The organism is Ectopseudomonas chengduensis (assembly GCF_900102635.1).
Classification (GTDB): Bacteria; Pseudomonadota; Gammaproteobacteria; order Pseudomonadales; family Pseudomonadaceae; genus Aquipseudomonas; species Aquipseudomonas chengduensis.
In genome coordinates this window covers 881,742-903,031 of the sequence record NZ_FMZQ01000001.1, presented here as the reverse complement: position 1 = coordinate 903,031, position 21,290 = coordinate 881,742, and the positions used below count along the sequence as shown (strand labels likewise).

The 21,290-nt window shown below is 60.0% G+C and carries 16 protein-coding genes; 1 reads left to right on the top strand and 15 read right to left on the bottom strand.

The genetic code is table 11. From position 1 onward, the window contains the following. Positions 1-10: 10 nt before the first annotated feature. The 15 genes from BLS08_RS04105 to glnE all read right to left on the bottom strand — a co-directional run bounded on the left by BLS08_RS04105 (position 11) and on the right by glnE (position 18,369). Positions 11-1,180 carry an O-antigen ligase family protein gene (locus BLS08_RS04105; protein ID WP_055984312.1) on the bottom strand — a complete coding sequence of 390 codons (1,170 nt, stop codon included), beginning with the start codon at positions 1,178-1,180 and terminating at the stop codon, positions 11-13. A gap of 71 nt (positions 1,181-1,251) precedes the next feature. Then, positions 1,252-2,148 (bottom strand): glycosyltransferase family 2 protein, encoded by an 897-nt coding sequence (locus BLS08_RS04100; protein ID WP_045733920.1) that lies wholly within the window; start codon positions 2,146-2,148, stop codon positions 1,252-1,254. A 57-nt stretch (positions 2,149-2,205) separates the two neighbouring features. Further along, a complete protein-coding gene (locus tag BLS08_RS04095) occupies positions 2,206-3,150 on the bottom strand; it encodes a glycosyltransferase family protein (protein ID WP_055984317.1) in 945 nt (314 codons plus the stop codon). A gap of 284 nt (positions 3,151-3,434) precedes the next feature. Then, positions 3,435-4,583: a glycosyltransferase gene (locus BLS08_RS04090; protein WP_055984320.1), complete on the bottom strand. Its 1,149-nt coding sequence runs from the start codon at positions 4,581-4,583 to the stop codon at positions 3,435-3,437. After that, positions 4,570-6,324 (bottom strand): carbamoyltransferase family protein, encoded by a 1,755-nt coding sequence (locus BLS08_RS04085; protein ID WP_055984323.1) that lies wholly within the window; start codon positions 6,322-6,324, stop codon positions 4,570-4,572. The genes BLS08_RS04090 and BLS08_RS04085 overlap by 14 nt, the downstream gene beginning before the upstream one ends. Positions 6,325-6,336: 12 nt before the next feature. Further along, positions 6,337-7,782 (bottom strand): lipopolysaccharide kinase InaA family protein, encoded by a 1,446-nt coding sequence (locus tag BLS08_RS04080; protein ID WP_055984327.1) that lies wholly within the window; start codon positions 7,780-7,782, stop codon positions 6,337-6,339. Beyond that, positions 7,782-8,525 (bottom strand): lipopolysaccharide kinase InaA family protein, encoded by a 744-nt coding sequence (locus tag BLS08_RS04075; protein WP_055984330.1) that lies wholly within the window; start codon positions 8,523-8,525, stop codon positions 7,782-7,784. Before BLS08_RS04075 ends, BLS08_RS04080 begins: the two co-directional genes overlap by 1 nt. Then, complete coding sequence (locus BLS08_RS04070; RefSeq protein WP_045733914.1) at positions 8,522-9,259, bottom strand: lipopolysaccharide kinase InaA family protein; 738 nt, start codon at positions 9,257-9,259, stop codon at positions 8,522-8,524. The genes BLS08_RS04075 and BLS08_RS04070 overlap by 4 nt, the downstream gene beginning before the upstream one ends. Before the next feature lie 2 nt (positions 9,260-9,261). Continuing rightward, positions 9,262-10,248, bottom strand: a complete 987-nt coding sequence (locus BLS08_RS04065) for a glycosyltransferase family 9 protein (protein WP_055984333.1) — start codon at positions 10,246-10,248, stop codon at positions 9,262-9,264. After that, positions 10,249-11,055 (bottom strand): lipopolysaccharide core heptose(I) kinase RfaP, encoded by an 807-nt coding sequence (gene rfaP, locus BLS08_RS04060; protein ID WP_055984335.1) that lies wholly within the window; start codon positions 11,053-11,055, stop codon positions 10,249-10,251. It lies immediately after the preceding gene. After that, positions 11,052-12,176 carry a glycosyltransferase family 4 protein gene (locus BLS08_RS04055; protein ID WP_055984338.1) on the bottom strand — a complete coding sequence of 375 codons (1,125 nt, stop codon included), beginning with the start codon at positions 12,174-12,176 and terminating at the stop codon, positions 11,052-11,054. The genes rfaP and BLS08_RS04055 overlap by 4 nt, the downstream gene beginning before the upstream one ends. Before the next feature lie 9 nt (positions 12,177-12,185). Further along, positions 12,186-13,190 carry a lipopolysaccharide heptosyltransferase RfaC gene (gene rfaC / locus BLS08_RS04050; protein WP_055984341.1) on the bottom strand — a complete coding sequence of 335 codons (1,005 nt, stop codon included), beginning with the start codon at positions 13,188-13,190 and terminating at the stop codon, positions 12,186-12,188. A gap of 1 nt (position 13,191) precedes the next feature. After that, positions 13,192-14,235, bottom strand: a complete 1,044-nt coding sequence (gene waaF, locus BLS08_RS04045) for a lipopolysaccharide heptosyltransferase II (RefSeq protein WP_021487826.1) — start codon at positions 14,233-14,235, stop codon at positions 13,192-13,194. A 203-nt stretch (positions 14,236-14,438) separates the two neighbouring features. After that, entirely contained in the window at positions 14,439-15,362 is a 924-nt protein-coding gene (locus BLS08_RS04040; RefSeq protein WP_090336057.1) for a branched-chain amino acid transaminase, read from the bottom strand. A 49-nt stretch (positions 15,363-15,411) separates the two neighbouring features. Continuing rightward, positions 15,412-18,369 (bottom strand): bifunctional [glutamate--ammonia ligase]-adenylyl-L-tyrosine phosphorylase/[glutamate--ammonia-ligase] adenylyltransferase, encoded by a 2,958-nt coding sequence (gene glnE / locus BLS08_RS04035; protein ID WP_055984344.1) that lies wholly within the window; start codon positions 18,367-18,369, stop codon positions 15,412-15,414. 271 nt (positions 18,370-18,640) lie between these two features. Here glnE and aceE point away from each other — a divergent pair, with 271 nt between their 5' ends. Next, positions 18,641-21,286: a pyruvate dehydrogenase (acetyl-transferring), homodimeric type gene (aceE, locus tag BLS08_RS04030; protein WP_003459082.1), complete on the top strand. Its 2,646-nt coding sequence runs from the start codon at positions 18,641-18,643 to the stop codon at positions 21,284-21,286. The last annotated feature ends 4 nt before the right edge of the window (positions 21,287-21,290 follow it).

Sequence of the window (21,290 nt, the reverse complement as noted above, 5' to 3'; positions counted from 1 at the left end):
GGGGCTGCTATCAAGCAGACGCCCCCTTCATACCCGTGCCAACTTTGCGCAAGACAGCAAAATGCAGGGCAATAGGTATCCAAATAATGAACCAATGCTCCTTGGGCCTCGACATAAAGGCACTACCTTCGGTCATACCGGCCATGAAGCCATATACAAGTAACACCGAGCTGATGATCACCAAGCCCGACGACCTGTAACGCCAAGCCTGGGAGAAGCCGTAGACATAGAGGCTCAGCCACATCACTCCTCCTGCCAGACCAGTCTGGTAGATGACCCCCAGCGTCAGGTTGTGAGTATCCGCCAGCAAGTAATCAAGGTCCGGCAGGTAAATATCAATGGAGGCGTCATAGCCATGGCCCAGCCACAACACAGGCAAGGTCTGACGCCAAGCGTCCTGCCATATGAACGGACGATACGACAAGCCCCGCTCCAGGGGGTTGTAATCCACCCCCCAGAAACCCAACATGATCGCCAGCGATACCACCGCCGCCAAGACAATTACACGACGATCTCCCAGCAGAAGCACCAGCCAACCCACACAGACCAGCAATGCCAGCAACGGTGTACGCGACCCGGTCAGGAACAGCAAGCAAAGCAACACAACGAACATCGACAGCTTTACAGCGAAGTACCGCCGACTGGTAACCAACGCCCCCATCACCATCACCGTGAAAAAACCATACACGTGCGTGGTCAGCAAAGGATTGTATAGTGCCCCCATGCCCTCCAGGCGCTCAGGCCTGTTCTCATCCATGCCATACATGAGCATGGTGATCAGAGCAAAGAGGCTTGCAAAAACGGCAGCCAGTGCGACGCACTGCACCAGCCGGCGCATATCGTGTTCCGCCATCGCCCCCACAGCTAGCAACAACATCAGCACATAGAGCGGCTGCTTGAGCTTGGAGTAATTCTGCTCGGGAGACCAAGACAACGAAAGCATCACATACAACGAAAAAACCAAGAAAAGAACCAGATAGGGCTGACGCAACTGATGCAGAAAACGCACTGGCGATACTAGCGCGACCAACAGCGTCGGCAATGCCAACGTGGCGTAATAAAGCTTGTGGTAGAGCGAGCGATCACCGATCCAGAACATTCCGGTCAGAAACGCCAGAAGCGCAAGAGGCGCCCAGTAGCCCACATAGCCGTTGTAAATCCGCTCTCGCCAGCCCGCCAATGAAACTTCCCCCTAAACCGATCACTGAAGCGGTTGCCCGTATCAGAAAGCAACCGCTAAACACCCTTGAGTCAGGCAAACAGAAGGCGCAATGCGCCACGTACCACCTTGGCATTCCAGTAACGCACCGGAATCTGACGAATCAGCTCACGTGCCAGGGGCTTGTCGCGATTTGATGCTTTGAGAAACATAGAAACCAGATAACGCCGTGTCACCGCCTCGTAACTTGGATGATCAGAGAAACAGGCATAGGTCTTGAGCATATTGTCAGTCATAAAGCGTAAATGCTTATAGGTATTACTCTCGTGCTTACGGTAGTCAGCCAGTACCTCGCCCAAGATATCGATGTAAAAGCCTGCCCGAAGGATCTTTAGACAAATGTATACATCCTCGAGCCGGATATCCGGATCGAAGCCTCCTACGGCCTCGAGCGCCTCACGACGAAACATGAGCGTAGCTGCTTGTGGACCAGGTTTGCGATCGAGAAAGAGATCATCGAAGTCCAGGCGGCGGAACGGCAAGTGACGTAGCTTCTGTTCACTGTCAGGAAATGGATTGCCCTGCGCATCGATAAAATCGATGTTTGCCGAGCAGATACCTACTTCCGGCTTATCGTGCAGATACGCGACCTGCTTGGCGATACGCTCAGGACGCATGATGTCGTCAGAACCAAAGGGCACGATAATCGAGCCCTTGGCGCGAACGATAGCGGCGTTGAGAGTACGACTCAGCCCCTGATTGGACTGCCGCTGGAAATCGAAATCGTACTCCGCCTGCAATACACGGATACGCTCAACACTGTCGTCCTTGGAACCATCGTCAACAACCAGCAACTCGATGTTCGGATAGCTCTGTGCCAGAACACTACGGATGCTGGCTTCAATGTACGGAGCATGGTTATAGGAAGCGATGATCACCGAAACCAGGGGCTTCCCGGTTAAATCGTCGTGTTTGGGATTATCACTCATAAACCGAGACGCCACTCAAAACATAAAAAAGAACCGAGGCAACAAAACCTCTTGCTTTTACCTGAACCAAGAGAACCAACCCTTACTTAATGTGGATGCCCGCAACGGCAGCGCCATCGCCTCAACGATCTTCTGGCCGATCATCTGAAAACTGTATTGCCGCTCAGCGAGCAACCTTCCCGCGTCAGCAATACGTGCGGCCAACTGAGGATCGTTACGCAGCAGAGACAACTTCTCACGCAACTCTGCAACGTCACGATAGAGCACAAGATTCTCCATATCTCGAAATCCCAGCGCAGAGTTTTCCCTGTCTCCTTGATCGTAGGCCAACAAAACACAGCCACAGGCCATGGCCTCGAAATTCTTGATCATGTACTCCCCCATACCGACGTCTGCACTGACGAAGAAGCGGATTCGATTCAAGGTCTCGCAGTACTCTTCGCCCGAGCGGGTCTTGGTCACCAGGAGGTTCTCAACCTGCCCCAGCTCGTCCAGCAGCGCTTTACGCCCTGAGTAGGCGACACTCTTGGTGCTGCCGACGAACGCCAGCTCGATGTCCCGCTCTCGCTCCCGGTAGGAAAGCAGCGTCTGATCGTAGCCCTTGGGTACAAATACGGCATCGAATCCTTCGTCTTGCAGACGCTTGGCCACATCCGCGCCCGAACTAATGATCCGCACCCAAGGCATGCGCCGATAGTGCGCACTGAACAGACCGGTGTATTTGCAGGGAATGTAATTCTGGTACGCGTCGTGCTCCAAAATCACCAGATTCGGCACGGTACGAATGAAACGCCACTGACGCATTTCCTTCTTGAAGCGCAGGAAAAACAGGATGCGATCATAGCGCGCAGTATCTACGTGCTTGTGAAAATAACCCCGCAGATCGGCCTGCTCGTCGCTGCTCAACCAGCGAATATCGCACTCGCACTGCGCAGCGATACCGTCGTACAGGCGATCTAGAATCGCGCGCTGCTCTTTCTGCACCAGGAACAGGACTTTCAATAGGACTTCCCTAAGAGCTATTGACGCTTGATCTCAAGCGTATGAATCAGTGAACCAATTTGAAAAGCCGCTCGAGTGCTCTATTAGAGCGGATACAAAACAGCCACAGAAATTGAAAAAATCGTTCTCACTCAGAGCATGTAGCCGATCATCATCACGATAAAGGGCCGAAGCGAACTCAATGCAATCAACCGCGTCCCACTTAACAGCCCAAAATCGACATGGGCCTCGAATGATGCATGAAGCACCAGGGTCAGAGCAAAACCATCGCTTTTCGTCTCGACTCAATCACGCAATCGCATGAGCACCGGCCACGGCAGACTCCAGAACGCCTTAAACGCAGCCTGGTCGGAAAAATGCTCCTGCAGACGCTGAGTCATACGTGCAGCGCATGCAGCACGGGCTATTCCGTCAAGCCTGGCGACACGCTGCAGTGCCAAAGCCAAACCATCCGTATCCCCCAATGGGAATAACTCACCGACACCATCGACGACCTCACGACCACCACCACAATCCGTACAAATAAGCGGTAGGCCAGCGGCCATAGCCTCAACCAGCACCATGCCGAAAGGCTCGTGATCAGAGGTCAGAGCGAAACAATCAAACGCACGGAGATAACGCCGGCCGTTGGTAACCTGACCGAGAAAACGAACTTGCTGCTCAATACCCAGCTCGGCAGCTAGCTCTTTTAAAGTCTTCTCTAGCCGACCGCTACCCATGATTGCCAGCAAACTGCCGGCAGGCAATCCAGGCAAAGCCTGAGCGAAACCACGAATCAAGGTCGCTTGATCCTTATCCGGATGCAGGCGGCCAACATTGCCTACGACCCAAGCACCAGCCGGCAATTTCAACACTTCGCGAGCGAAGTCGCGGTCATGAAGCTGGGCTTGAACAGCCTCGATATCCAGACGGTTATATAGCGTAGAAATACGCGACGCATCCCAGCCCGGTAGACTGGCACGAATGTCATCACGCACAGCATCGGAAACGCCTAACAACCACAGGCGTGCTTTGAAAAGGCTGGCGAACAGCCTACGCGAGAAGCGCTGATAGTCGCCAAACGCATGGTGTACACCAATCACTGGCAGGGTGCTGCCCAACAACGCGACATAAATCGGCTTACCTCGGTGGGCAATACACAGCTTGAAATTACGCGTGGCAACCAAGCGACGCATATCTCGGATCGCCGCAAGCTTGAGACCCCGTACATCAGCACTCGTGTAATCAAGGAAAATCACCTCGTCCGAAGCTGAGCCAAGCCGGACGATTTCACTCGGTTTTCCTGTCAGATAGACAGTACACACCTTGTAGCCTGTATCAGCGAACAGGGCGGCGTACTGTCGTGCACAGTCCAAAAATGGACCGTCATAACCATGGCAGAACTGCAGAACCCAGCGCTGCCGCTGGTCAGCAGCCTGTTCAGACGTTGTCATACCAATCCTTGCCGTCCTTGACCACGAGCACGTCTTCCATGATCAGGTACTGCAGGTCCGAACCGTAGAACATGTTCAGCGCGTCGGTCGGCGAGCAGATCATCGGCTCGCCGCGACGGTTTAGCGAGGTGTTCAGCGACACGCCGTTGCCGGTGAGCTTCTCCAACTCCAGCATCAGGTCATACCAGCGCGGGTTGTATTGACGCTCCAGTACCTGGGCGCGCGAGGTGCCGTCTTCATGTACCACTTCGCTGACGCGCTCCTTCCACTCCTCGTTCACCTCGAAGGTGAAGGTCATGAACGGGCTCGGGTGGTCGACCTTGAGCATCTTCGCTGCCACAGTATCTAGCATCGACGGGCAGAAGGGTCTCCAGCGCTCACGGAATTTGATCTGCTCGTTGATGCGATCAGCCACGCCCGGAATACTCGGGCAACCGATGATCGAGCGACCACCGAGGGCGCGCGGACCAAACTCCATACGTCCTTGGAACCAGGCCACGGGGTTGCCGTCGACCATGATCTTGGCGATGCGCTCGGGGGTATTGTCGATGCGCTTGAACACCGGCTTGTTCGGGTGCTTGGCGCAGGCGGCGATGACCTCCTCGTTGCTGTACGAGGGGCCGAGGTAGACGTGCTCCATCTTCTCCACCGGTACGCCGCGCTTGTGCGAGACGTAGGCAGCAGCACCAACGGCGGTGCCGGCGTCGCCAGAGGCCGGCTGCACGAACAGTTCCTTGACGTCATCGCGGGCGATGATCTTCTGGTTCAGCTTGACGTTCAGCGCGCAGCCACCGGCGAAGGCGATCTTGCCGGCTTCCTTGAGGATGTCGCCGAGGTAGTACTCCATCATCTGCAGCGCCAGCTTCTCGAACAGCGCCTGCATGCTGGCCGCGTAATGGATATAGGGGTCATCGGCGATGTCACCCTCGCGCTTCGGGCCGAGCCATTCGATCAGCTTGGGCGAAAAGTAGTAGCCCTTGCCCTTCTCTTTGTAGCGACGGAAACCGATGACGTTGGCGTACTCGGTATTGATGATCAGCTCGCCGTTCTCGAACTTGGCCAGACGCGAGAAATCGTACTTGGCGGCGTCACCGTAGGGTGCCATGCCCATGACCTTGAACTCGCCATCGAGCATCTCGAAACCCAGATACTCGGTGATCGCACCGTAGAGGCCACCGAGCGAATCCGGGTCGTAGAACTCCTTGATCTTGTGGATCTTGCCGTTCTCGCCGTAGCCGAAGAAGGTGGTGGCATACTCGCCCTTGCCATCGATGCCGAGGATCGCGGTCTTCTCCTGGAAGCCCGAACAGTGGTATGCGCTGGAAGCGTGGGCCAGGTGATGCTCGACCGGCTCGATCTTGACCTTCTTCAGGTCGAAACCGAGCTGCACCAGGCACCACTCGATACGCTTCTTGTAGCGTTTGTAACGGCGGTTGCCGAACAGGATGGCATCGAGGGCACGATCAGGCGCATAGGCGTAACGCTTGGCATACTGCCAGCGGGCCTTCTCGAAGATGCTGATGGGAGCAAAGGGAATCGCCACCACGTCGACGTCGGACGGTTTGATCCCGGCTTGTTCCAGGCAGAACTTGGCCGATTCGTAGGGCATGCGGTTCTTCGCGTGCTTGTCGCGCACGAAGCGCTCCTCTTCCACCGCCGCGATCAGCTTGCCGTCGATGTACAGCGCAGCGGACGGATCGTGACTGAGGGCGCCGGACAGGCCGAGAATGGTCAGTGCCACAGGTTTGAGCCTCTAATTCGGGCAGGTGCCAGGCACCTGCGGTAAACGTTGGTTGAGCAACTGGTGCAGGGTAGAGTCCGCCGGCCAGTTGCGCAGAAAACGTGCGCGATCGCGGGCATAGGCCCTGGCGAAGCTGCGCGTGCTGCGATGCTGCCGCATGGCATCCAGATCGATCAGCGACCAGGTGTCCAGCGCATCATCCCAAAACAGATTGTGCCCCTTGAAATCACCGTGGCTGATGCGTTCGCGCAGCAAGGCAGCGAAAAGGCGATCAAGCGCCAGCAGTTCGTTTTCCGGTGGCGTAGCCTGCGTGTATGCCTCGAAACGCGCGATTATATCCTGCCCGCCGCAATAGTCGGTAATCAGGTAAGCGCGACCGCGTAGCCAGCACCAGCGCCGCTCGAGCACGGCCAGCGGCGTTGGCGTGGCGATGCCAAGCAGTTGCAGGCGATTACCCTCACGCCAGCTGTGCCAGGCGCGACTCGGGCGCCAGAAGCGCTTGAGCCAGTGCAGCCAGTTCTTCACGTTGTAGCGTTTGACCACCAGCGGACGGCCCTCGAGCTCGACATGCGCAACCGTAGCACTGCCTCCAAGTTTCAAAGCCTGTCCGCTCGCCAGCGCAACATCCGGAGCCTCCAGTATGGGCTCCAGGCTTGCTGCGCACTCGCGGCGCACCACACGCAGGCCAAAGGCCCCAATACTCGCGGAAAACAGGCTGCAATCGCGCGCGACCTTGCTCAGATAATCGCGCAGCCGCCAGCGTCTCACTTTACTCACTTCGACCAGCAGCGCTTCCAGCGGCAGTGCATGCTCACCATTGGCCAGCAGGTAGTGGATCAGCAACTCTTCGATAAAGGGATCTAACTCCGCTGGTAACTGAGCAAAGAACACACCAAGGTTTTGCAACACCCGTGCACGCGACAGCGGCTGTCCCGCCTGTTCGACCTGCACACCTCCCCCATCGATAAGAAACAACTCGCCGTCCTGCCGCAACAGGTTGTCCAGGTGCAGATCAGCCTGCCAAAGACCCCGCGAGTGCATATGTCCGATAACTGCTAGAGCCTCGCCTAGTACTGCCTGCTGGGCATCAGCCAGTAGCGGTAAACGCTCGACGTTCCGCCAGGCCTGCCAAAGACTCTCGGCCTTTTCCAGGTATTCGAACAGCAGCCAACCACCTACCCCATCAATGAAACCCTCGGATAGCAATGCCGGCGAGAGGAGGTTCTGCTCGACCAGAAGGCGCGCGCCTCTCAGCTCACGCTGAAAATGACGCTCTGCCTTCGCCCCTACCAGCAACTTGGCCAGCACCGAACGACCGCGCCAGCGCGCCAGGCCAACGTAACGCTGCCCCGGCAATACACGTAGTAGAGACTCCAGCTGCAATGCGTCACCGTCCAGCTGCAGCGTTAGCGGTAGCGAGGGAGCCCGCCCCGCATGAGAAAGTTGCTCCAGTTGCATCAGCGCGACTCCTTATGTGATCGACGCGCGCCCAATAGTGCAAACCAGTGCTCCAGCCCCACTTCGCTACCGAGATAGGCTGCCAGTAACTTACGTATATCTGCTGCTTTCCAGACTCCGGCCCGACGCAGCAACGGCTCTAGATCTTTGATCCGATCACGCTTACCAAATAGCAAAGGACGAGTTTTTTCCAGGTCGATCAGTTGCGCCTGAAAACCCGCAGCGCCTTCGCGCAGAAAAATGTGCTTGGGGTAAAAGCAGCCGTGTACCTGCCCTGCCTGGTGCAGGCAGCGCGCTAGCTCGCCACACGCACGGAGAATGCCGGATCGATGTACCTCTCCCAATCCTGGCCACTGCATCAACCAGTGTTCGAGATCCTGCCAACCATCCAGCGCACGGGTCAGCAGCACGGCACGCTGCTCGCCAGAGAAACGGCGCTGTGCGAATAACGCTGCCTGCAGTGAAGGAATGCCCAACACAGAGTAGCGTTGGATATTGCGAAACTCGCGAGCGAAGGTAGGCTCACCAAGCGGACGGAGCAGACTACGCGTCAAGTGATTGCTCTGCCGCTTGAGGTAATAGGCAGCGTTATCCAGCTCAAGCCGATAGACACTACTCCAACCACCACGCTCGGTGTTGGGCTCATCCACCGCCTCCAACTGCAGGGCCCACAGTGCGTCGAAGCTGGCCAGACCGTGACGCTCCAGCAATGCACGATCATGCGCCGCAATAAAATCGGTCACTCCCTGCCCTCGAAGAATTTCAGGATACGTCGCACACGCTGCTTGTCACTCTGACTCAACCGAACACGGCCACGATACTGCAGATAAAAGCGCAACCGCTGCGTGCGTGAAAGCACCCGCTTGGCCACTTTGTCCAGACAGGCTAGATCTTTGATGATGCGGTAATGCAACAGCGGCCCCCACCAGAAGCTGCCGGTAGGGCAATCGATAAAAAACAGCTTTCCCGCCTCGTTAACCAGCAGGTTGCGCCACTTCAAATCATTGTGGGTGAAATGATGGTCATGCAAGGTACGGGTGTGCTGCGCCAATTGCTGACTGATACCTGCAACCCAGTGTGGATTGGCAAGCCGAGCATCTCCATGACTGGCCATCTCAGCCATATCACGTGTGTTTTCCAGCTCACGCGTCACTAAAGCCCCGCGTATAAATGCTCCGCCTCGTCGCTCCAGCCCATGCGCTACGATAGGCGCGGTCGGAATACCCCATTTGGCGAACAACTTGAGGTTCTGCCACTCCGCCTTGACTCGCGGGCGCCCAATATAGTGACGCAGTCCCTTCCCCGCTCCCCAGTAACGCTTGACGTAGTAGCGAACACCGGAAATTTCTACTCGAACGACCTCGGACAATGGATCAGAGGTCAGGCGCTCACCTTCGAGCAGAAAAACCGCTTCCAAGCTATCAAAAGCGCTCAAAAACAGCGGATCGCCATCAACCTCATGCTTCCAAGCTGACATGGTTATCGCCTCACCAGCGTGGGAATTTCCCGCAGAACGCGGCTCAACGGAATAAACGGTCGCCAAACAGTTTTTCCCATCCACTTGAAGGTGAACAGCGGATTAATAACCCTATTGAGAGAATTGAAACCAGGCCGCCAAGTAAAGTCCAAACGACGTCGAGTGATGGTGAAGGTTCGCAGCCCCAATAACGAACCCAAATGTCCACCACCCGAATCATTGCTGATCACGATGGAGCAGCTACAGAGAAAATCCACCAGTCCCTTCAAGTCAGTGAAAGCATGTACGGTGAAACCCTCATACTGCGCTTGCAATGCATCCCTTTCGGCAGGAGTGCCGACAAACTCGACCTGCCACCCCTTAGCAACCAAACTCCTAGCCAGACGCCGATAGCCACGACTCGAATAATTCTTTTTGGCATGCGGCGTCGTTGGGAAAATCGCGATACGAGATCCAGCATCACCTACCACAGCGGGCAGGAATTGAAACCCCATCAGAGGAGTAGCCGGGTCAAGTCCCAGCACTTCCTCAGCATAGAGATCGATCCACTGCACCATGGTTTTTCCAGCTTTCGGATCGCGGCAAATGACATTGTGGGCAGCAGGAATTAGAACCCCATCAATTAACACGGAACGTTGATCGAGCTGAAATCTGGCCGGAAGCTTCTTACCAGATAAGTAAGCAACGTTACTCAATGACAACAGTTCAACTCCGGCTTGAGACGCCTTGATCAGCCAGTCGATGTAGCAAATCACCAGATCATTGCTTTCAGCCAGCGCAGCAACATCTGGCTGCGTCTCTCCAATGATCTCTAGGCCTGGTAAATACTCGCGCACGGCCGACAAAGAAGCAGAGACGACCGTGACCTGAGCACCGGCGGCCTGCAGACGCCAAGCAAGGCGTAGAAACAAGGTTGTGTCTCCCAGAGCCGAGCACGACACCACCGCCACTTTCATCCCCGCACGGATAAATGTCTTCTCTCCCGACATTTACAGTCGACCTCCATAACGTTGTTTACGCTCATACAGTTTCGCCGCCTTGCGCTCCAGCCAGGCGAGCAGAGTCGCTTCCTCGCGCAGTACCTGACGCAATGGACGCTGGAAGTAGGTGCGCAGAAAGCGCAACTTGTCGCGGCGAGTCAGGCCGATATCCAGCACCGAGAAATACAGAGCGGCCAGGTCCTTGTCACGCCAGCGGCGGGGCACTGTGTCTCGCACCTGGGCGCGGTGCAGGTCGATGACCGACAGGCGCAGGTCATCGGCCTGAATCGGCCGATCGGTGTGCAGCAGGAAATGGCAGATATAGCAGTCGCGGTGGTTGACCCCGGCGCGGTGCATGTTGCCGGTCATCTGCGCCACTTCGCGGATCAGCGCCCACTTGAGCGAGGCCTTCGGCGGTTGCTGCGCCCAGTTGAGGCTGAGCTGCTCCAGATCTACGGTCGGCGCCAGCTCTTCGGTGACGATGAACGAGTGCTGACGCGCCGGATTGCTGCCGCGCTCGCCGTAGGCCACGGCGGTCATGGTCGGCACACCGACCTCGGTCAGGCGGGCGATCGCCTGCCACTCCTGTGCGGCACCGAGCACCGGCGCCTTGGCCGTGAGCAGGTTCTTGGCGATTTCTCCCCAGCCGATGCCACGGTGGATCTTGACGAAGTAACCGCGACCGTCGACCTCGGTGCGCAGGGTGCGACGCCCTTCCAACTCGCGATAGACCTGGCCCTGCAGCGCCTCGACGGCCTCAAAGGCATCGCGACCCGCCCACAGGCTCTTGAAGGGTTCGGCAAGAATCAGCTTCACGCGCGTCTCTCCGCGAGGATCACGTCGGCGGCCTTCTTCGGCATCGAATACAGGTCGGCGCTATCGGCATAGAGCAGGCCGTTGCGGCTCCAGAAAGCGCGGCGCTCAGGGTCGGCCAGCATATCGGCCAAGGTACGGTTGAGATGGTTCTGCTCGAAGGGGCTGGGCAGCACGCGGCCGCAATCGGCATCGGCGATGTAGTGGGCGTAGCCGCAGACATCGGTGACCAGTACCGGCAAGCCGGATACCAGCGCCTCCAGCAGTACGGTGCCGGTGTTCTCGTTATAAGCCGGATGGATCAGTAGATCGGCACCGAGCAGGAAGCGCGGAATGTCGCTGCGCCCCTTGAGTATCTGCACCTGATCGGACAGACCCAGCGCCTTGATCTGCAGCAGGAAGGGCTTGGGATCGTCCTGGCCGATGGCGATCAGCCGGGTGCGCTTGCGCAGCTCGCGCGGCAACGCGGCCAGCGCCTTGAGACTGCGATCCAGACCCTTGGTCTTGAAGCCGGAACCAATCTGCACCAGCAACAGGTCGTCGTCGGCCAGCTTGAACTCGCGACGGAACTCGGTGCGAATCTCGGCGGCATTGGCCGGCGCGCGGCGGTCAAAGGCAATGCCGGGCGGCAGCAGGTGGAAACGCTGCAGCGGGGTTTTGTAGTGTTTGATGAATAGCGGCTGCTGCACCTCGGAGATCATCAGAATCTCGGTCTTCGACTCCGGCGCGAACACCGCGCGCTCGTAGTCGGCGAAGTGCTTGTAGCGGCCCCAGCGGCGGTAGATCGGGTTGCGCAGGGTCTGCGCCTTGTCCTCGAAACAGCCGTCGGCGGCATAATAAACATCCAGGCCCGGCATCTTGTTGAAGCCGATCACCCGGTCGACCGGGTCGCGTTTCAAATCAGCCTGCAGCCAGGCGCTGAATTTCTCGTTGCGGCGATGATTGAACAGCGCACGCACCGGTGCCACGCGCACATCGAAACCGCCGGGGTTTTCGCCCTCCCAGATCGGCGTGTAAACACGAATGGCATGGCCACGTGCCTGGCATTCGAGGGCGATACGCATGAAGTCGCGCTGCAGCCCGCCGAAGGGGAAATATTTGTAGAGAACGAAGGCCAGTTGCATAGCCGCTCCTTAAAGGGTGCCGGGAGGCGCGAGCAGCAGCGCCTCCAGTTCCAGGCCGACGCGCTCGGCGCCGAGGCCGTCGAAGCAGGGCTGGTCACGATCACCGCTGCCGGCGTTCGGGCCGCTGGCACACAGGTGAATCTGGCTACGACCGTAGGCACCCACCTTGCCGGGCAACGTCGGGCCATACAAAGAAATATTGGGTACATCCAGTGCAGCAGCCAGATGGCCAAGCCCGGTGTCGACGGAGACGCAGGCGCTGGCACCGGCGATCACCTTGGCCACACCGGCCAGATTGAGCTTTGGCAGTACCGCCGCATGCTGAAGACCGCTGACGATACGCTCGGCACGCGCCTTTTCCGTCTCGTTGCCCCAAGGCAGACGCACGGCCCAGCCCAGCTCGTCCATGCGTTCAGCCAGCGCACGCCAGTCGGCTTCCGGCCAGTGCTTGCTGGCCCAGGTGGTGCCATGCAGGAACACCAGATACGGCTGCGCGGCGGCATCCATCATCGCCGCACGGTTGAGGCCGTAGTCACCGCTGCCGGACGGCAGCGTATAACCGAGTGCCTTGGCGAACAGCTGGCGCACACGCTCCAGGGCATGCTGATCCTTGGCCACCGCGAAGCGGCGGTCGTAGAAGCGACTGGCCAGCGGCTCACGCGCCGAGTCGCGATCCAGCCCCGCTACCGGTGCCGACACATAACGGGTCAGCCAGGCGCTTTTGAGCAAGCCCTGGGCATCGATCACCAGGTCATAGCGGGTCTCGCGCAGACGCCGCTTGAAGCGTGCCCATTCGCCGCTACGCCAGGTGCGCAGCGGATGCTTGCGCCAGCGGCGAATGGCCACCGGGATCACCTGGGACACGGCTGGATGCCAGGCGGGAATCTCGGCGAAGCCTTCCTCCACCACCCAGTCGAAGCGGATACCAGGAATGGCGCGGGCGGCATCGGTCAACGCCGGCAGGGTATGCACCACGTCGCCCAGCGAAGAGGTCTTGATGATCAGTACCCGCAAATCAGTCGCCCTCGACCAGGGTCAAGGTTTCGCCGACCAGCCGATCCAGTGCCTCGATCACCGGGCGCGGCTTGAGTTCGCGCAGGCAGTTGTAGTGACCAAAACGGCAGGTTCGATCGAAGCAGGGGCTGCACTCCAACCCCAGGCGAACGATCTCGACGCGATCGGCCAACGGCGGGGTGAAACCTGGCGAGGTGGAGCCGTAGACCGCCACCAGCGGACGGTTCAGCGCCGCTGCCACGTGCATCAGCCCGGAGTCGTTGGACACCACCGCAGTGGCCGCCGACATCAGGTCGATGGCCTCGGCCAGGCTGGTCTGCCCGGACAGGTTGCTGACTTCCTCACGCAGCCCCGGAATCAGGCGCATGCGAATATCTTCGCCGCCGGCATGGTCGTTCTTCGAGCCAAACAGCCAGACCTGCCAGCCCTCGCGAATCTTGATCTCGGCCACCTTGGCATAGTGCTCGGCCGGCCAGCGTTTGGCCTCGCCGAATTCGGCGCCGGGACACAGCGCCAGCACTGGGCGATCCAGCTGCAGTTCGAACTTGGCCAGCGCGGCATCACGACTGGCTTCATCGATCACCAGACGTGGCTGTGGATAGGGCTGCGACAACGCAGCGCCGGGCTCATAGGCCAGCGCCATGAAGCGCTCGATCATCAGCGGATAGCTGTCCTTGTCCAGCGTACGAATATCGTTGAGCAAGCCATAGCGCATCTCGCCCTTCCAGCCGGTGCGCTTGGGGATGCCGGCGAACCAGGGCACCAAGGCGGACTTGAGCGAGTTGGGCAGCAGGATCGCCTGGTCGTACTGACCGACCAGCGACTTGCCGATGCGCCGGCGCGTGGCCAGGTCGAGCACGCCGTGGCCCAGCGGCAGGCTCAGCGCGGCGCGCACCTCAGGCATACGATCGAGGATCGGCCGGCTCCAGTCCGGCGCCAGCACATCGATCTCGCACTCGGGATGGCGCTGTTTCAGACACTGGAACAGCGTCTGCGCCATCACCATGTCGCCTACCCAGCTTGGCCCAACGATAAGTATCTTCATATCTTTTCCAGAAACGACCGGGGAGGCTCAGAGCCCGCCTGCAATCAGCTGCGCGTCGGTCATGCGTCGTTGCAAAAGGGTCTTGGGCGTTCATTTACCGCAGTAAACTCACGCCCTCGCCCCTGTTGCGCCTAGCCTGACGCTAACTCGCAAGATTACCGGCGGACTCTTGAGGCCTCCCCGTCGAGCCTTCGAGCAATCGCTTACTTGACCAGCGTACGCCATTCGGCGTGGCCACCGGTTTTGCCGGTGACCAGGTCGAAGTAGGCTTTCTGCAGCTTCTCGGTAACCGGACCACGGCGGCCGGCACCAATCTTGCGACCATCCACTTCACGAATAGGCGTGACTTCAGCGGCAGTGCCGGTGAAGAAGGCCTCGTCGGCGATGTACACCTCATCACGGGTGATGCGTTTCTCCACCACCTTGATGCCGTGTTCTTCAGCCAGGGTCAGGATGGTGCTGCGCGTGATGCCGCTGAGACAGGAGGTCACTTCCGGGGTGTACACCACACCGTCCTTGACCAGGAAGATGTTCTCGCCCGAGCCTTCGGCCACGTAGCCTTCCGGATCTAGCAGCATGGCCTCGTCGGCACCGCCAGAGATGGCTTCCTGCAGGGCCAGCATCGAGTTGATGTAGTTACCGTTGGCCTTGGCACGGGTCATGGCGATGTTGACGTGGTGGCGGGTGTAGGAGCTGGTGCGCACCTTGATGCCGGCTTCCAGCGCCTCTTCGCCCATGTAGGCGCCCCAGTGCCAGGCGGCGACGACCACATGCACCTTCAGGCCAGCGGCGCGCAGGCCCATGCCTTCGCTGCCGAAGAACACCATCGGGCGCAGGTAGGCGCTTTCCAGACCATTTTCACGCACGGCGGCACGCTGCGCTTCGTTGATCTCTTCCTTGCTGAAAGGGATCTGCATATTGAAGATGTGCGCCGAATCGAACAGGCGGTCGGTGTGCGCCTGCAGGCGGAAGATCGCGGTGCCGTCCGGGGTGTTGTAGGCGCGCACGCCCTCGAACACGCCCATGCCGTAGTGCAGGGTATGGGTCAGCACATGGGTGTTGGCTTCGCGCCACGGCACCAGTTTGCCGTCGTACCAGATCACGCCATCACGGTCGGACATCGACATCTTGCCTGCTCCTCAAATTCGCTTCACGGTTCGATCAGTAGGTGGGGCCTCAGGCCCCATTGTTCAACTCAAGCCCCAGCTCACGCCACAGGCGCATCACGGCGCGGCGCTCATCCTGGAACTGATCACCCGGCACCACCCCAGGCTGCTTCTGCAGCGCCTGGCGATGGGCAGCCGAGCGATAGATCTTGTAGACCTCACGCAGCAATGCCGCATCCTCGGCGCTCATCAGACCGACCCGCTCCAGACCTTCCAGAATGCGGATGTTATCGGTGAACTCGAGTAGCTGCGGGTGTTGCCACGACCAGGCCAGAGCCGCGTATTGCACCATAAATTCGATATCGACGATACCACCGGCGTCCTGCTTCAGATCGAAGGAAGACGTGGCCTCGAAGGCATTCGGCGCCGTTCCGGCTGCGGTATTTTTGTTGCCAAGGTTGTCGCGCATCTTCGCGCGCATCTCGCTGACCTCGACGCGCAGTGCCCCGATATCGCGCTGACGACCGAGCACCTCGGCGCGCACGCGAGCGAATTCGCCGGCCAGGCGTGAACATCCCACCAGCACCCGTGCGCGCACCAGCGCCTGGTGCTCCCAGGTCCAGGCCTCGTTTTCCTGATAGCGCTGGAAGGCGCCGAGCGAGCTGACCAGAAGCCCGGCTGCGCCCGATGGTCGCAGGCGCATGTCCACCTCGTAGAGCGCGCCGGAGGTGGTCTGGGTGGTCAGCAGGTGAATGATGCGCTGGCCCAGACGGGTGAAGAACTGCGCGCCATCGATGGGCTTGGCGCCGTCGGTCTCGGCCTGCGGGTCGCCGTCATGAATGAACACCAGATCCAGGTCCGAGCCATGGCCGAATTCCAGGCCACCGACCTTGCCATAACCGACGATGATGAAGTCCGGGTCGCACAGCGTGCCATCGGCACGCTGCGGGCGACCATGACGCTGCACCGTATGCTGCCAGGCCAGCGCCAGCACCTGATCGAGAATTGCCTCGGCCAGCCAGGTCAGGTAGTCCGACACCTTCATCAGGGGCAGCGTACCAGCGATTTCCGACGCAGCCACGCGCAGACTGTGGGCCAGCTTGAAGTGGCGCAGCGCCTCCATCTGCTGCTCCAGATCCTCCTCGGGAATACGGATCAGCCGTTCGCGCAGCTCGGCGGCCAGCTCCGGCGCCAGCGGCGGTGAATACAGCCGTCCTTCGTTGAGCAGCTCATCGAGCAACAGCGGATAGCGGGCGATCTGCTCGGCAATCCAGGGACTGGCGGCACAGAGAGTGATCAGACGCTCTAGCGCGCCTGGGTTTTCGCTCAAAAGCACCAGGTAGGCCGAACGCCGTGCGACCTTCTCCACCAGCGGCAGCACCCGCTCCAGCACCAGATCCGGCTTGTCGTGCTCGACGGCCTGCGCCAGCAGCCTTGGAATGAAAGCATCCAGACGCTCACGACCGAGGCGCTGCATGGCGCGCACCTGCGGCCCGTTGCGCAGATCCCCCAGACGCCGACAGGCTGCGTCTGGCTCGATGAAGCCCGCCTCCTGCAGCTGCAGCGCGGCAGCCTCGTCGTCCAGTGCCCCTTGCCATAAAGGCAGCCACTCGGCGCCAACGCAGGCCTCGCCAGCATCCGACTCATCTTCGTCAGGATCGGCGATCACCTGCTGGAAATGCCATTCGATGCGGCCACGCCAGTGCATCAGGCGCTCATGAAAACTCGCCCAGTCAGCGAAACCCATGATCGCCGCCACACGCGCCTGATCCTGCGGGTCGGCCGGCAGCATCTGCGTCTGCCGATCACCGATGCCCTGCAGAGCATGCTCGGCATAACGCAAGAACTCGTAGCCTTCCTTCATCTCCGCAACCACGGCAGGCGGCAGATAACCCTGCCCCTCCAGCGTGGTCAGTACCTTGAGCAGCGGCCGCTGCTGCAGGCTGAGGTCGCGCCCGCCGTGAATCAGCTGGAAGGCCTGGGCGATGAACTCGATCTCGCGAATGCCGCCGGCGCCGAGCTTGATGTTCTCGCTCATGCCCTTGCGCCGCACTTCCTGCTGGATCAGCAGCTTCATCGCGCGCAGCGCCTCGATGGCGGAGAAATCCAGGTAGCGGCGATAGACGAAGGGGCGCAGCATCTCCAGCAGTTCGGCACCCGCGGCCTGATCGCCCCCCACCACGCGCGCCTTGATCATGGCGTAGCGCTCCCAGTCACGGCCCTGGTCCTGGTAGTACTGCTCCAGCGCATTGAAGCTGAACACCAGCGCGCCGCTCGAGCCATATGGGCGCAGGCGCATGTCGGTGCGGAACACGAAGCCGTCGACGGTGATCGCATCCAGCGCCTTGATCAGCTTCTGCCCCAGACGGATGAAGAACTCCTGATTATCCAGCGGGCGCTTCACACCCTCGGTCTCGCCACCTTCGGGATAGCCGAAGATCAGGTCGATGTCCGAAGACAGGTTGAGTTCGTGCGCACCGAGCTTGCCCATACCGAGGATGACCATGTGCTGCGGCTGGCCGCTGCGCCGCCCCACCGGCGTACCGAACTGCGCGCAATGGCGCGGGTACAGCCAGTGATAGGCCAGATCGATGCAGGCATCGGCGAGATCGGACAGATCGCGACAGGTTTCACCGAGCGCCGCCTGGCGACTGAAGTCGCGCCAGATGATGCGCAGTTGCTGGCGATTGCGAAAACGCCGCAGGCAGCGTCCCAAGGCATCCTCATCGGCACACTCGGCCAACTGCGCCTCCAGTTGCTGGCGCAGCTCGCCCGATGTCAGGCTGCGCTCCAGCTCACCGGACTCCGCCAGCGCGACGAACATCTGTGGATCACGCTGAGCCTGCTCGGCGACGAAATCGCTCAGCGCCGACACCTGCCGCCAGACATTGCGGCGTTCTTGCGGCCAGGCGGCGACATGTTCAGCCAGAGCTTGATGTTCGGCCAAAGCGGTTTGCAGTGACTGTTCGGCGCGTTCGGCCAGAGAGACAAGAGAAGGGGGCAACTCGACCAGCAACGGCAGGCTCATGGTCTATCCTTTTGGCGGACTGCCGGACGCACGGTGCAATCGCCCGCAGCCCCGCTCCAGCGGGGCACGCGCGGCCGGCGGTGCCGCGGATTGTAGTTTTACTACGAAAGAATTGTATCCAGAGGGCTGAATCCGTCGTCGAAATGTAGTAAAACTACAAGCGGCCGGTCCTACCCCCGGTAAATCCAAGAATTTCAACTCGCCCGCCCAAAAAGCCGGTGAGACCCAACTGGCCTCCGATTCTGGAAGCCTTTCCGCCCTGGAGCAAGCCATGCAAGACCTCGATCCGATCGAAACCCAGGAATGGCTGGACGCCCTTGAATCCGTCCTCGACCGTGAGGGTGAAGACCGTGCCCATTACCTGATGACCCGCCTGGGCGAGCTGGCCACCCGTAGCGGTGCGCAACTGCCCTACGCGATCACCACGCCTTACCGCAACAGCATCCCGGTAACCCATGAAGCTCGCATGCCCGGCGACCTGTTCATGGAACGCCGCATTCGCTCGCTGGTGCGCTGGAACGCCCTGGCCATGGTGATGCGCACCAACCTGGACGACCCGGATCTGGGCGGCCACATTTCCAGCTTCGCCTCCTCCGCGACGCTGTATGACATCGGTTTCAACTACTTCTTCCAGGCCCCGACCGACGAACACGGCGGCGACCTGGTGTTCTATCAGGGCCACGCCAGCCCTGGCGTCTACGCCCGCGCCTTCATGGAAGGCCGCATCAGCGAAGACCAGATGAAGAACTTCCGCCGTGAAGTGGATGGCAAAGGTCTGTCGTCCTACCCGCACCCCTGGCTGATGCCGGACTTCTGGCAGTTCCCCACCGTGTCCATGGGCCTCGGCCCGATCCAGGCGATCTACCAGGCCCGCTTCATGAAGTACCTGGAAGCGCGCGGCTTCATCCCGGCCGGCAAGCAGAAGGTCTGGTGCTTCATGGGCGACGGCGAGTGCGACGAGCCGGAATCCCTCGGTGCCATCTCCCTGGCTGGCCGCGAGAAGCTGGACAACCTGATCTTCGTCATCAACTGCAACCTGCAACGCCTCGACGGCCCGGTACGCGGCAACGGCAAGATCATCCAGGAACTCGAAGGCGTGTTCCGCGGTGCCCAGTGGAACGTCAACAAGGTCGTTTGGGGTCGCTTCTGGGATCCGCTGTTCGCCAAGGACAAGGACGGCGCCCTGCAGCGTCGCATGGACGAAGTGGTCGACGGTGAATACCAGAACTACAAGGCCAAAGACGGCGCCTACGTGCGCGAAAACTTCTTCAACACCCCGGAGCTCAAGGAGATGGTCAAGGATCTCTCCGACGACGAGATCTGGAAGCTCAACCGTGGCGGCCACGACCCGTACAAGGTCTACGCAGCCTACCACCAGGCCGTGAACCACGGCGGCCAGCCGACCGTGATCCTGGCCAAGACCATCAAGGGCTACGGTACCGGCGCCGGTGAAGCGAAGAACACCGCGCACAACACCAAGAAGGTCGATGTCGACAGCCTGCGTCAGTTCCGCGACCGCTTCGACATCCCGGTCAAGGACGAAGACCTGGAAAACCTGCCGTTCGTGCGCCCGGAGCCGGGCAGCCCCGAGTACAAGTACCTGCACGAGCGCCGTAACGCGCTGGGTGGCTTCGTACCGCAGCGTCGCCAGCAGAGCTTCAGCATCCCCACCCCGCCGCTGGATACCCTCAAGGCCATCCTCGACGGCTCGGGCGACCGCGAAATCTCCACCACCATGGCTTTCGTGCGCATCCTCGCGCAGCTGGTCAAGGACAAGGAACTCGGCCAGCGCATCGTCCCGATCATCCCGGACGAAGCCCGTACCTTCGGTATGGAAGGCATGTTCCGTCAGCTCGGCATCTACTCCTCGGTGGGCCAGCTGTACGAGCCGGTCGATAAAGATCAGGTGATGTTCTACAAGGAAGACAAGAAAGGTCAGATCCTCGAGGAAGGCATCAACGAAGCCGGCGCCATGAGTTCCTTCATCGCCGCCGGCACCTCGTACTCCAACCACAACCAGCCGATGCTGCCGTTCTACATCTTCTACTCGATGTTCGGCTTCCAGCGCATCGGCGACCTGGCCTGGGCCGCTGGCGACAGCCGCACCCGTGGCTTCCTGATCGGCGGTACCGCCGGCCGTACCACCCTCAACGGTGAAGGCCTGCAGCACGAAGACGGTCACAGCCACATGCTGGCAGCGACCATCCCCAACTGCCGCACCTACGACCCGACCTACGGCTACGAGCTCGCAGTGATCATCCGCGAAGGCATTCGCCAGATGACCGAAGAGCAGCAGGACATCTTCTACTACATCACCGTGATGAACGAGTCGTACCAGCAGCCGGCCATGCCGCAAGGCGTGGAAGACGGCATCATCAAGGGCATGTACCTGCTCGAGGAAGACAAGAAGGAAGCCGCACACCACGTGCAGCTGCTGGGTTCCGGCACCATCCTGCGTGAAGTCGTCGAAGCAGCGAAGATCCTGCGTGACGAGTTCAACATCGGCGCCGATGTGTGGAGCGTCACCAGCTTCAACGAACTGCGTCGCGACGGTCTGGCCGTGGAGCGCAGCAACCGCCTGCACCCGGGCCAGAAGCCCAAGCAGACCTACATCGAGCAGTGCCTGAGCGGTCGCAAGGGCCCGGTCATTGCCTCTACCGACTACATGAAGCTGTTCGCCGAGCAGGTTCGTCAGTGGGTTCCGAGCAAGGAATACAAGGTCCTGGGCACCGACGGCTTCGGCCGCAGCGACAGCCGCAAGCAGTTGCGTCACTTCTTCGAAGTGGATCGCAACTGGGTCGTGCTCGCCGCCCTGGAAGCCCTGGTCGACCGCGGCGAAATCGAAGCCAAGGTGCTGGCTGACGCCATCGCCAAGTTCGGTATTGACGCCGACAAAGCCAACCCCCTGGACTGCTAAGGAG